We start from the raw sequence: 12,210 nt of genomic DNA, 5'->3' as shown, positions 1-12,210 counted from the left end.
GTGGCCTTGCCGCCACCCTTATCTGTTATAGAAAACCGAGCAGTGAGAAGAAGAAGTATCCCGCCACGATGATAATAACCGGCAGGATATAGAGCGGGAAAATTTGCAGGAAAATGGTGTGACGAGGTACCACAATGCGGGATTCAATCTGCTCCCGGCTCATTCCTTCAGGGCCTTTCGCCTTCTCGAGGATAAGCTGATCTTCCACCCCTTCGCGTAAAAAACGAGTCTGGCGGCTCATTCGTGCACCTGATGCCTGTAGCGCCATCGCAATAAAAATCAGTGCATAGATAATCCAGAAACCAATATTCAGCTGCTGGTGAAAGTCCGGCGTTGGCGAGTTGAACCAGAAGACGTTCAGGAACGGGGTGTTAAACCGCACCATCTCAATCATGACATGTGCAAAATCAAGCATTACCGCATTAATGCCCGGCTGTTTTTCGCTGTGATCGTACATAAACTTCAGCACGGAGATCAGCGTAGAAATGACGGCGGGAATAAAAATCACCCAGCCTGCAATACGTTTTAAGACAGCAATGCGTCCAGCTTGTTGATACGTCATCAGTTCCTCTTCATAAAGACGCGTTATGTGTGCCTAAGTCTACCTGCTGGACATCAATTTCGCCCGCTCTTTGAAAGCAATATGCTAAATTGCAGACTGTGCTTAGCACTTATCGTCTGTCGAACACCCTGGATAAGGAGACGTTGTGATGTCGACACCGCGCCAGATACTTGCCGCTATTTTTGACATGGATGGATTACTGATTGATTCCGAGCCGTTGTGGGATCGCGCCGAGCTGGACGTGATGGCCAGCCTGGGCGTTGATATCAGCCGCCGTAATGAACTTCCCGACACGCTGGGCCTGCGTATTGATATGGTCGTTGACCTCTGGTACGCCCAACAGCCGTGGGTTGGGCCCGATCGCGACGAAGTCACCGCACGCATTATCAGCCGCGCCATCGCGCTGGTGGAGGAGACCAAGCCGCTCTTGCCCGGCGTACGTGACGCTGTCGCGCTGTGCAAGTCTCAGGGGCTGAAGGTTGGCCTGGCTTCTGCTTCACCGCTGCATATGCTGGAAAAAGTGCTGATCATGTTTGAGCTGCGCGACAGTTTTGACGCCCTGGCGTCTGCGGAAAAATTGCCCTACAGCAAGCCGCATCCGCAGGTCTATATGGACTGCGCCGCGAAGCTGGGTCTTGATCCGCTTACCTGCGTCGCGCTGGAAGATTCCGTTAACGGCATGGTGGCCTCCAAAGCCGCGCGTATGCGCTCCATTGTGGTTCCTGCTGAAGAAAACCGCCACGATCCCCGGTTTGCTCTTGCCGACGTTAAACTCAATTCGCTGGCTGAACTGACGGTGCAACACCTGCGCGGCGAGTAACGCCCCCCTTCAGGCAGCATCATGCTGCCTGAAAAACAAAACACCGTTTCATTTTATTTGCTTTTCTTATTCCTGCCTCCTATCTTTAACGTCAGAACGACGATAACCAGCTTCTGAGGCGCGTATGATACTGGACACCTTTACTCTTTCAGGCAAAGTGGCCCTCATCACCGGGTGCGATACCGGGCTGGGACAAGGCATGGCCATTGCGCTGGCGCAGGCAGGCTGCGATATCGTTGGGGTAAATCGCAAAGATCCAGAGAAAACGGCCAGCTCCGTCACCGCCCTGGGAAGACGTTTTTTGGCTATTCGGGCCGATCTGAGCCAGCAGGAAAGCCTTCAGCACGTCGTGGATACCGCCGTGGCGGAGATGGGGCGGGTCGATATTCTGGTGAACAATGCCGGGACGATTCGCCGGGAGGATGCTCTGGCGTTCAGTGAAAAGGACTGGGATGACGTGATGAATCTGAATCTCAAATCGCTCTTTTTCCTCTCGCAGGCGGTCGCTAAACAGTTTATCGCCCAGGGCCAGGGCGGCAAAATTATCAATATCGCCTCTATGCTCTCGTTCCAGGGCGGCATTCGCGTACCGTCGTATACCGCCTCGAAAAGCGGCGTACTGGGGATAACGCGCCTGCTGGCGAATGAGTGGGCGGTACATGGCATCAACGTGAATGCCATCGCGCCGGGCTACATGGCGACGAACAACACGCAGCAGCTGCGCGCGGACGAACAACGCAATGCCGAGATCCTTGCGCGCATTCCGGCGGGTCGCTGGGGAACACCGGACGACCTTCAGGGACCGGTCGTCTTTTTAGCCTCTTCCGCCTCGGATTACGTAAATGGCCACACCTTAGCCGTCGACGGCGGCTGGCTGGCGCGCTGACGCGCGTTTTGTGACAAACAGTTACACCGTCACCTCTTTCGCCCACTGTATAAAAACCCTATACTGTATAAATTGACAGTTTCGTGGGTTTTATCATGACGGCGGAAGGCCACCTGCTTTTTTCAATTGCGTGCGCAGTATTTGCCAAAAACGCAGAGCTCACTCCCGTGCTTGCACAGGGAGACTGGTGGCATATTGTCCCTTCCGCCGTATTAACCTGCCTGCTGCCCGATATTGACCACCCGAAATCCTTCCTCGGGCAGCGGCTGAAGTGGGTGTCTAAGCCCATCGCCCGCGCGTTCGGCCACCGCGGGTTTACCCACAGTCTGCTGGCCGTGTTTGGCCTGCTAACGCTTTTCTATTTAAAAGTCCCAGAAAGCTGGATAGTGCCGGGCGATGCCATCCAGGGGATGGTGCTGGGTTATTTAAGCCATATCCTCGCCGATATGCTGACGCCTGCGGGCGTGCCGCTGCTGTGGCCCTGCCGCTGGCGTTTTCGTTTTCCGATCCTTGCGCCGCAGAAAGGGAACCAGCTTGAACGCGTGCTGTGCATGGCGCTGTTCGCGTACGCCGTCTGGATGCCGCAAACCTTTCCCGAAAACAGTGCAGTGCGCTGGTCTTCCCAGATGATCAATTCGCTGCAATTTCAGTTCAATCGTTTTATTCATCACCAGATTGAACAGTAAACCAACAAAATCATTCCATTTGTCATAAACCATTCCATTTGGATATAAGCGCCACATCACACTTCTGCTAACCTTCCGCCAACAGGATCGGGAAAAACCGATCCCACATAATAAATCAGGAGAACGGGGATGAATTTTCCACTCATCGCGAACATAGTCGTGTTCGTCGTATTACTATTGCTTCTCGCGCAGGCGCGCCACAAACAGTGGAGCCTGGCGAAAAAAGTGCTGGTGGGCCTGGTCATGGGTGTGGCGTTTGGTCTGGCCTTACACGCCGTCTACGGCTCCGATAGCCCGGTACTGAAAGAGTCCATCCAGTGGTTCAACATTGTCGGTAACGGCTACGTCCAGCTGCTGCAGATGATCGTTATGCCGCTGGTGTTCGCCTCTATTCTGAGCGCCGTTGCCCGCCTGCACAATGCGACCCAGCTGGGTAAAATCAGCTTTCTGACGATTGGTACGCTGCTCTTTACCACGCTGATTGCCGCGCTGGTGGGGGTGCTGGTTACCAACCTGTTTGGCCTGACCGCCGAAGGTCTGGTTCAGGGTACCGCTGAAACGGCGCGTCTGACCGCCATTCAAACTAACTACGTGGGTAAAGTGGCTGACCTGACGGTTCCGCAGATGGTGCTCTCCTTCATTCCGAAGAACCCGTTTGCTGACCTGACCGGTGCAAGCCCAACCTCTATTATCAGCGTGGTGATCTTCGCGGCTTTCCTGGGTGTGGCGGCGCTTAAGCTGCTGAAAGACGATGCGCCGAAAGGCGAACGCGTGCTGACCGCTATTGATACCCTGCAAAGCTGGGTGATGAAGCTGGTCCGTCTGGTCATGCAGCTGACGCCATACGGCGTTCTGGCGCTGATGACCAAAGTGGTAGCCGGCTCTAACCTGCAGGACATCATTAAGCTGGGCAGCTTCGTTGTCGCCTCTTATCTGGGTCTGGGCATTATGTTCGTGGTGCACGGTATCCTGCTCGGCGTAAACGGCGTCAGCCCGCTGAAATACTTCCGCAAAGTCTGGCCGGTACTGACCTTCGCCTTCACCAGCCGTTCCAGCGCCGCGTCTATTCCGCTGAACGTTGAAGCGCAGACCCGTCGTCTGGGCGTGCCGGAATCCATCGCCAGCTTCTCTGCCTCCTTTGGTGCCACAATTGGTCAAAACGGCTGTGCGGGGCTCTACCCGGCGATGCTGGCAGTGATGGTTGCCCCGACCGTGGGTATCAACCCGCTGGATCCGGTCTGGATCGCCACGCTGGTCGGGATTGTTACCATCAGCTCCGCAGGCGTTGCAGGTGTTGGTGGTGGCGCAACCTTCGCCGCGCTGATTGTGCTGCCCGCGCTGGGCCTGCCCGTGACGCTGGTCGCCCTGCTGATCTCCGTTGAACCGCTGATCGACATGGGCCGTACCGCGCTGAACGTGAGCGGTTCCATGACTGCCGGTACGCTGACCAGCCAGTGGCTGAAGCAGACCGACAAAGCCATTCTGGAAAGTGAAGACGACGCCGAGCTGGCGCACCGTTAATCACGGTAGAAATAAAAAAACCGCCTGATGGCGGTTTTTTTATGGCTGTTATTCTTCAACCTCTTCATCCTGGCGGATTTGCGTCGCCCATCGCTGGGCTGACTCCGGCACGGAAAACGCCGGCGACCGGCGGAAATGTTCACCCATCAGGACAAAAGCCACATATTTACCGCGAAGCAGCCAGACATCACGAAAACCATCCACTTTCAGGGCATGGTCAGGCGGCGCGGGCTCAACGCGGGGCACATAGCTAATAACCTGGCGGTTTTGTTGACGAAGAGGTTTCATAAGCGACGGATTCACTAAAGCAAATTCTTGGAGCAGGAAAATTCTATGATAGCCGATCCTGCTACCTTACGTCGCGTTCCGAGTGGGTGAGATGGCTCCTTTCGTTAATGGCGAGATGTGAAAACTCTTAGTTCGCGAGCCATTTCACGACATTGTTCTATCCTTAATAGGGTTTTTAGCAATGGATAAAGGAGAAGCGTGCAATGTCGAACAAAGATAAAACACATCAATCACCGATTCATGGCACTGAAGAATCTCAACCGGGTATGGACTCTCTCGCCCCTGCTGACGGCTCTCACCGCCCCTCGCCTGGCCCTTCAGCCCCTGGCGAACAGCCAACCGCGCCGGGAAGCATGAAATCGCCGGATACTGGAAACGAGAAGCTGAAATCACTTGAGCCGCACCGCAAAGGCAGCGAAGGTTTTGCGCTCACCACCAATCAGGGCGTGCGGATTGCTGACGATCAAAACTCCCTTCGCGCAGGCGCGCGCGGGCCGACCCTGCTGGAAGATTTCATCCTGCGGGAAAAAATTACCCATTTTGACCACGAGCGCATTCCTGAACGCATCGTTCACGCGCGCGGCTCGGCTGCACACGGCTACTTCCAGCCCTATAAGAGCCTGAAAGCGATCACCAAAGCGGATTTCCTTTCCGACCCGGATAAAATCACCCCGGTATTTGTGCGTTTCTCCACCGTGCAGGGCGGCGCAGGTTCGGCAGACACGGTCCGTGATATCCGCGGCTTTGCCACTAAGTTTTATACCGAAGAGGGTATTTTCGATCTGGTGGGCAACAATACCCCGGTGTTTTTCATTCAGGATGCGCATAAATTTCCTGACTTTGTCCATGCGGTAAAACCGGAGCCCCACTGGGCCATACCCCAGGGCCAAAGCGCGCACGATACCTTCTGGGACTATGTCTCCCTGCAGCCTGAAACCTTACACAACGTGATGTGGGCGATGTCCGACCGGGGCATTCCGCGCAGCTATCGCACGATGGAAGGGTTCGGTATTCATACCTTCCGCATGATCAATGCGGAAGGAAAAGCCACGTTTGTGCGCTTCCACTGGAAGCCGGTAGCGGGCAAAGCCTCGCTGGTGTGGGATGAAGCGCAGAAGCTCACCGGGCGCGATCCGGACTTCCATCGTCGCGAGCTGTGGGAATCGATTGAAGCCGGCGACTTCCCGGAGTACGAACTGGGCCTGCAGCTTATACCGGAAGAGGACGAGTTTAAGTTCGATTTCGACCTGCTTGACCCGACCAAACTCATTCCTGAGGAGCTGGTGCCGGTACAGCTGGTGGGGAAAATGGTGCTCAACCGCAACCCGGATAATTTCTTTGCCGAAAACGAGCAGGCCGCGTTCCACCCGGGCCATATCGTACCGGGGCTGGATTTCACCAACGATCCGCTCTTACAGGGCCGTCTGTTCTCGTATACCGATACGCAGATTAGCCGTCTTGGCGGGCCGAACTTCCACGAGATCCCGATTAACCGCCCAACCTGCCCGTACCATAACTTCCAGCGCGACGGGATGCACCGTCAGGATATTGATACCAACCCGGCGAACTATGAGCCGAACTCCATCAACGATAACTGGCCGCGAGAAACCCCGCCGGGGCCGAAACGCGGCGGATTCGAATCTTATCAGGATCGTATCGACGGCAACAAAATTCGCGAGCGTAGCCCTTCGTTCGGCGAGTATTACGCCCACCCTCGCCTGTTCTGGAACAGCCAGACGCCGATTGAGCAACAGCACATCATTGGCGGCTTTAGCTTCGAACTGAGCAAAGTGGTGCGCACCTACATCCGCGAGCGGGTGGTCGATCAGCTGGCACATATTGATATTCAGCTTGCCCAGAGCGTGGCGGATAACCTGGGCATTGCGCTAACGGACGAGCAGCGCAACCTTGCTCCGCCGAAAGAGGTTAACGGCGTGAAGAAAGATCCGTCGTTGAGCCTGTATGCGGTGCCTGGAGGCTCGATTAAAGGCCGCGTGGTCGCCATCCTGCTGAACGATAAAACCCGCGCCAGCGACGTGCTGGGGATCATGCAGGCGCTGAAAACCCAGGGCGTGCATGCGAAACTGCTTTATTCCCGCATGGGGGAAGTGACCGCCGATGACGGCTCCGTGCTGCCGGTGGCGGCGACCTTTGCCGGGGCACCATCGCTGACCGTCGATGCAGTGATTGTGCCGTGCGGGGATATTGACAGTCTGCTGAACAACGGTGATGCCGTGTATTATCTGCTGGAAGCCTATAAGCACCTGAAACCGATCGCGCTGTCCGGCGACGCGCGACAGTTTAAGGCGCAGCTGAAGGTTGCCGAACAGGGTGAGGATGGCATTGTCGAGGGCGATAACGTGGACGATGCCTTTATGACGAAGCTGTTTGACCTGCTCGCCGCGCACCGCGTCTGGTCGCGCAGCAGTAAGATTGACCAGATACCGGCGTAAAAACCATTCCCGGTTGTGCGGCCTGATGCCCTCACCCCGCCCCTCTCCCACGGGAGAGGGAGAAAACAATAAAAACGGTAACCCAGGTTACCGTTTTGCTTTTACCTCGCCGCCGGGCTTTATCTCACAGATCCCCAAACGTCCCCAGACGATACCCACGCTCGGCAATCGCATACTTAAGCGAGGCCGACGTTAACACGTCCAGCTCAGCGAGGCGCGGCCAGCAGTAGGCGCTTTTCCGCACTATGTTATCGACAAAAGCAGGATGCGCCATAACTTCCAGCGACCGTTCCCCCCTGGCGGCGGAATCTTCCAGCACCTTCAGGAACAGCGCTTCGTCGATCTCGTCGCCGTAAAAGGCGCTGCTGAACCCCTCAGTTGTTTTCACGGCACAGTCCGGCACGCCCTGCACCTCACGATCCACGCGCATCGCCACGCCTTTGCGTTGGGCAAACACCGCAACGATCGGGAAAATCGCCGGGATCATGTGCACATGATGGTGGCTGTCAATATGCGTCGGCGCCTTGCCAAACAGATCAACAAAGCGGTTGTACTGGCAGTCCAGCTCACGGGCAACCTCTTCGAGCGGCAGAGCGTCCTGCTCCGCCAGCTCCCAAATCCATTTGCCCAGCAGGCCGTCGCGCGTCAGGCCCGGCATTGGCGAAAGCGGCATCCCGAGCGTCAGCACAAAATGCATGCCGACGCCCAACTCCGGCACCTCGCGGCTCAGCTGCGCCGCGTGTTCAACCGCCTCACCATTCACCAGTGCCGTGGTAGAGGTTACAACCCCCCGACGACAGGCTTCAATAATGCCGTAGTTCTGACCTTTAGAGAGGCCAAAGTCATCAGCATTAACGATCAGCAGGTTTTCCATTGTGCGTCCTCTCAGTGATGTTTGAACTTCAGCTTCTCGATCGTGGCGGCAAAGTTCGGCAACCATTTTTCATGCGCCAGGATCATCTCGCTGGCCAGCTGCTCCGCATCGCGGTCGGAATGCACCAGCGGGCTAAGGTTCAGCGCCAGAAGCACGTCATTGAGCTCGCCGCTCAGCGCTGCATTGCTTGCCGCCACTTCAAAGCCTTTGATGGTGTGGATCAGGCCCATGACCTTATCATCGAAGTGGGTGATGCGTGGATGCGGTTTAGCGCCATCGCGTCCCAGGATGCAGGTCATCTCAACCGCCCAGTCAGCCGGGATATTGTCGATATGGCCGTGATGCGGCACGTTGACATAGTGCTCCGCCTGCTTGTCGTTGTAGATGGCGTTGATCACTTCACACGCCGCATCAGAATAATAGGCCCCGCCGCGCTGCTCCAGCGCTTTCGGTTTAACGTTCAGGTTCGGATCTTTATACAAATCGAACAGCTGCTTCTCAACTTTCTGAACGATCTGCGCGCGCGCGCCGCCCTTATAGTACTCGCCCATTTCGATGGCCAGCATCTCTTTCTGCTTGAAGTAGTAAAGCAGGTACGAGCACGGCAGCAGATTCAGCGAGCGGATAAGCCCTTCGCTGAACGGCAGGTCAAAGATGTTCTTCACGGAGGCCGCGGTCAGGCGACCGGAAGCCACGCCGTCGAGCAGCTCGGCAAAGCGCGATTTTCCGTTCACGATGACGTCCTTAATGAACACCAAGTGGTTCAGGCCGAACAGGTCGATAGAAAGATCGTCACTGTCGGTCAGCTCCAGCACGTCGCGGATAAACATCTTCATGCCGATCGGGATATTGCAGACGCCGATAAAGCGTTTGAAACTGGTATGACGATAAACCGCCTCGGTCACCATTCCGGCCGGGTTAGTGAAGTTAATCACCCACGCGTTCGGGCAGACCTCTTGCACATCTTTTACGATGTCGAAAATCACCGGAATGGTACGCAGGCCTTTGAACAGGCCGCCCGCGCCGTTGGTCTCCTGCCCCAGATAGCCGTGGCTCAGCGGAATACGCTCGTCCAGCTCGCGCGCTTTCAGTTGGCCGACGCGCAGCTGGGTAGTGACGAAATCCGCATCCTTCAGCGCCAGGCGACGATCGACGGATTTATGCACGGTCATAGGCACGCCCGCTTTCTCAACCATGCGCTTGCACAGGTCGAAAATAATATCCAGCTTCTCCTGACCTTCCTCAACATCCACCAGCCATAATTCGCTGACCGGTAATTCGTGATAGCGTTTTAAAAAGCCTTCAAGTAATTCCGGGGTATAGCTGCTGCCGCCGCCAATGGTTACGACTTTTAATTTCTTTTGCATAATATCTCCCTTAGCGTATCAGGTTAATCGCCTGCAAGGTATAGCGTACTCTTCCCGCTATTTGGGCAAGCCATTAAAGCAATATTTGTGGCGGGTAACCCGCCGAAAGTTAATTAATTACCGTTAAATTCTTCCGGTAGCTGTTCGGTGTGAATGACGTCAATTTTTTAAAAGTTTTAATAAACAGACTGGGACTGCTGTATCCTGACTCATACGCAATATCGGTGACAGAATAGTTGGTAATTTCCAGCTGTTTTTTGGCAAAGTTAATGCGGATTTCATTAATAATTTGCACCGGCGTTTTACGATAATAACGCTGCGTCGCGCGGGTCAGATATTCCTGGGATTTCCCCGAGAGGGATACCATATTTTCCAGCGCATTTTCGCTGAACTGGCCTTTATCGTGCATCAGTTCCACGGTGCTGCGCAGCCACTGTGGAACATCATCCGTCACCTGCTGCTCTTCACGGTGATGCCGCAACCGGTTCATCACGTAGAAGGTCACCGTTTCAATAAACTCATCAAATTCATTGTCGCGGAAGTTAAGCGAGGCGATGACCGTTTCAATCCAGGTCATGAACTCGTTTTTCACACGGTAGACCTGGGACGCCACAAAGCAGAACGGCACCAGCGGCAGATAGTGCTTCTCAAAGAAGCGTCTGCTGACGCCCACGTTCAGAATGCGGGTCGCGCCAAATTCGTAAAAGCTCTGGTGATAGGAACCCATCGGCAGGAAGACAAAATCCCCTCGCTCTAGCAGGACGCGCTTACCGTTGATCTCCTGGTAGTAGCGCCCGGTCAGAACAATCGTGAACTCATAGTAGTCATGCTGGTGCAGACCGCTGGCGCTCTCCGTCTTGTTGTAGATAACCACGTGAAAATTTTTGCCATTAAACAGTTGCTGTTCAAATGCGGTTTTGATTTCCATCGTGCTGACCTCCTGCTGCTCAATCCGACTTAATGCATTTTCTCGTGAAGCTCAATCAACTCCGCCACCAGCTCGCGCGCCAGCATGGACGTCATCAGGTGATCCTGTGCGTGTACCAGCACCAGACTGACCTTCATCTTCCCTTCGCCCTGGTCGCTTTCAATCAGCTTTGTCTGCACCAGGTGCGCTTCGTTCAGCGCCGTGCGGGACTGCTCCATCATGGTTTTCGCGGCGGCGAAATCGCCCTGCTTGGCCTGCTTCAGTGCGGCATACGCCAGGCTGCGCGCCTGACCGGAGTTGATGATGAGGCCCATCACCACTTCTTCGAGATCGTTCTCTGCGGCTTCGTCTGCGACGATACTATCCAAATCTAACATGTTTAAGCTCCTTGTGGCTGGCGCGGGCTTCCCCGCGCCGGTCAATCTTAGAATTTCAGTGAGAGGGCAATTTCCTCTTCGCTCTCTTCTTCATCAATGATGGTGGCGGCTTTGTTCGCAATCGCCACGAATGGCATGTACAGCAGGGTGGCAATCCCGAGGTTGAATATCGCCAGCAGGAAGGCCGCGACGCTACCGTTGGTGTTAAAGAACGCGCCCAGACCTGCCGGCATGGTCCACGGTGCAATGTTGGTGATCGGTGGAATAATACCCATGTAATAGGCCGTCAGGGTGATCGCTGCCAGCAGCGGCTGCACCAGAATGAACGGGATAAACATTACCGGGTTCATGATGATTGGCAGACCGAACAGAATCGGCTCGTTAATCTGGAAGATGCCCGATGGCAGCGCCAGTTTCGCCACCTGACGGTAGTCAGCGCGACGAGAGACAATAAAGACCGCGATGATCAGACCCAGGGTCGCCCCGGTACCACCCAGGAAGATATAGGAGTCAAGCATCGGCTTCGCCCACACATGGAAGGTTTTACCTGCCGCCAGCGCCGCATCAACGGAGCCGTACTGCTGGTAAAGCGCAACGTTTTCCAGTGCCCATGGGGTCATAATCCCGCTGTCCAGCGCGGCCAGTGCCAGTGAACCATGCACGCCGAAGAACCACAGCAGAGAGGTGAAAATCACATACGCCCAACCGACCACGCCACCCATCGACGCCAGCGGCGTAGAGATAGAGTCCATGATGATCTGGTGGAAGTTCGTGCCCCAGTGAGAGAGCGCCCAGGCGATAATCCCCATGATGGAGAGAATAATGAAGCCTGGGATCAACGCGGAAAATGAACGAGAAACGGAGGCCGGTACGCTATCCGGCAGACGGATGACCCAGTTGCGACGGATAATAAAGGTGAACATTTCTGCCACCACCAGGCCGATAACAATACCGGAGATAATGTTGGCGCCACCCAGCCAGTTCGCGCCGACGGCATACGCCTCCCCCACGCTGTATGGCGTGACGGTCATAAACGCGGCAACGGATAATAACCCGGCGGCCAGCGGATCCACTTTCCGCTCTTCAGCCAGCGCCATCCCGATAAAGAAAGGCGCCATCAGCGACATAATACCCAACGTACCGTTATAGACGTTGCCGCCGATGGCTTTAAAACCATTAAGGGTTTCAATAGTGGAAGCGTCTAACCGAATTCCTAATGAATAAAAGAAGGAACCTTCACCAAAGCTAAGAAAAACGTTGTTAATTAAAACGAACATGGCCCCTGCCAGCGTCAACGGCATTAATTTAATAAAACCGTTTTTGATGGCATTAACGTGAGGCTGCTTTCCTATTTTAACAGCAAAAGGAAGGAGTACCTTTTCAAGTGAAGCGATGACTTTACTCATAGGAAAATACCCTTAAATGCCGTAACGCATGTTACGGCGTAA

Annotated in this window: 12 protein-coding genes; 5 read left to right on the top strand and 7 right to left on the bottom strand. The window is 55.0% G+C overall.

What is annotated here, in order from left to right:
• Positions 1-25: 25 nt before the first annotated feature.
• Positions 26-562, bottom strand: coding sequence for a hypothetical protein (locus HBM95_09380; GenBank protein NIH43140.1), 537 nt, complete (start codon positions 560-562; stop codon positions 26-28).
• Positions 563-710: 148 nt separating this feature from the next.
• Here HBM95_09380 and hxpB point away from each other — a divergent pair, with 148 nt between their 5' ends.
• The 4 genes from hxpB (at position 711) to tcyP (ending at position 4,475) form a co-directional block, all read left to right on the top strand.
• Positions 711-1,382, top strand: a complete 672-nt coding sequence (hxpB, locus tag HBM95_09375) for a hexitol phosphatase HxpB (GenBank protein ID NIH43139.1) — start codon at positions 711-713, stop codon at positions 1,380-1,382.
• Positions 1,383-1,506: 124 nt separating this feature from the next.
• Positions 1,507-2,268 (top strand): 2-dehydro-3-deoxy-D-gluconate 5-dehydrogenase KduD, encoded by a 762-nt coding sequence (gene kduD / locus HBM95_09370; GenBank protein NIH43138.1) that lies wholly within the window; start codon positions 1,507-1,509, stop codon positions 2,266-2,268.
• Positions 2,269-2,363: 95 nt separating this feature from the next.
• Positions 2,364-2,954 carry a metal-dependent hydrolase gene (locus HBM95_09365; protein NIH43137.1) on the top strand — a complete coding sequence of 197 codons (591 nt, stop codon included), beginning with the start codon at positions 2,364-2,366 and terminating at the stop codon, positions 2,952-2,954.
• A 129-nt stretch (positions 2,955-3,083) separates the two neighbouring features.
• Complete coding sequence (gene tcyP, locus HBM95_09360) at positions 3,084-4,475, top strand: cystine/sulfocysteine:cation symporter (protein ID NIH43136.1); 1,392 nt, start codon at positions 3,084-3,086, stop codon at positions 4,473-4,475.
• A gap of 48 nt (positions 4,476-4,523) precedes the next feature.
• On the opposite strand, the gene cedA is transcribed toward tcyP, so the two are convergent.
• Entirely contained in the window at positions 4,524-4,778 is a 255-nt protein-coding gene (cedA, locus tag HBM95_09355; GenBank protein NIH43135.1) for a cell division activator CedA, read from the bottom strand.
• Positions 4,779-4,966: 188 nt separating this feature from the next.
• Here cedA and katE point away from each other — a divergent pair, with 188 nt between their 5' ends.
• A complete protein-coding gene (katE, locus tag HBM95_09350) occupies positions 4,967-7,216 on the top strand; it encodes a catalase HPII (protein ID NIH43134.1) in 2,250 nt (749 codons plus the stop codon).
• Positions 7,217-7,340: 124 nt separating this feature from the next.
• On the opposite strand, the gene chbG is transcribed toward katE, so the two are convergent.
• The 5 genes from chbG to chbC all read right to left on the bottom strand — a co-directional run bounded on the left by chbG (position 7,341) and on the right by chbC (position 12,168).
• Positions 7,341-8,090: a chitin disaccharide deacetylase gene (gene chbG, locus HBM95_09345; protein ID NIH43133.1), complete on the bottom strand. Its 750-nt coding sequence runs from the start codon at positions 8,088-8,090 to the stop codon at positions 7,341-7,343.
• Positions 8,091-8,101: 11 nt separating this feature from the next.
• Positions 8,102-9,457 carry a 6-phospho-beta-glucosidase gene (locus HBM95_09340; protein NIH43132.1) on the bottom strand — a complete coding sequence of 452 codons (1,356 nt, stop codon included), beginning with the start codon at positions 9,455-9,457 and terminating at the stop codon, positions 8,102-8,104.
• Between the two features lie 109 nt (positions 9,458-9,566).
• The gene (gene chbR, locus HBM95_09335) at positions 9,567-10,409 is read right to left on the bottom strand and encodes a transcriptional regulator ChbR (protein ID NIH43131.1); all 843 of its coding nucleotides are present in this window, start codon (positions 10,407-10,409) and stop codon (positions 9,567-9,569) included.
• A 5-nt stretch (positions 10,410-10,414) separates the two neighbouring features.
• Positions 10,415-10,762, bottom strand: a complete 348-nt coding sequence (gene chbA / locus HBM95_09330) for a PTS N,N'-diacetylchitobiose transporter subunit IIA (protein ID NIH43130.1) — start codon at positions 10,760-10,762, stop codon at positions 10,415-10,417.
• 47 nt (positions 10,763-10,809) lie between these two features.
• Positions 10,810-12,168: a PTS N,N'-diacetylchitobiose transporter subunit IIC gene (gene chbC / locus HBM95_09325; protein NIH43129.1), complete on the bottom strand. Its 1,359-nt coding sequence runs from the start codon at positions 12,166-12,168 to the stop codon at positions 10,810-10,812.
• Positions 12,169-12,210: the final 42 nt, after the last annotated feature.

Origin of the sequence: Enterobacter asburiae, assembly GCA_011754535.1 — a bacterium.
GTDB classification, from domain to species: domain Bacteria; phylum Pseudomonadota; class Gammaproteobacteria; order Enterobacterales; family Enterobacteriaceae; genus Enterobacter; species Enterobacter cloacae_N.
Note: the sequence above shows the minus strand (reverse complement) of the source record. Positions and strands in the feature narration are given on the sequence as shown.

Coding starts and splice junctions, on each gene's coding strand:
- HBM95_09380 (NIH43140.1), bottom strand. CDS start 562: ATGACGTATCAACAAGCTGGACGCATTGCTGTCTTAAAACGTATTGCA.
- hxpB (NIH43139.1), top strand. CDS start 711: ATGTCGACACCGCGCCAGATACTTGCCGCTATTTTTGACATGGATGGA.
- katE (NIH43134.1), top strand. CDS start 4,967: ATGTCGAACAAAGATAAAACACATCAATCACCGATTCATGGCACTGAA.
- chbG (NIH43133.1), bottom strand. CDS start 8,090: ATGGAAAACCTGCTGATCGTTAATGCTGATGACTTTGGCCTCTCTAAA.
- kduD (NIH43138.1), top strand. CDS start 1,507: ATGATACTGGACACCTTTACTCTTTCAGGCAAAGTGGCCCTCATCACC.
- chbA (NIH43130.1), bottom strand. CDS start 10,762: ATGTTAGATTTGGATAGTATCGTCGCAGACGAAGCCGCAGAGAACGAT.
- HBM95_09365 (NIH43137.1), top strand. CDS start 2,364: ATGACGGCGGAAGGCCACCTGCTTTTTTCAATTGCGTGCGCAGTATTT.
- tcyP (NIH43136.1), top strand. CDS start 3,084: ATGAATTTTCCACTCATCGCGAACATAGTCGTGTTCGTCGTATTACTA.
- chbC (NIH43129.1), bottom strand. CDS start 12,168: ATGAGTAAAGTCATCGCTTCACTTGAAAAGGTACTCCTTCCTTTTGCT.
- HBM95_09340 (NIH43132.1), bottom strand. CDS start 9,457: ATGCAAAAGAAATTAAAAGTCGTAACCATTGGCGGCGGCAGCAGCTAT.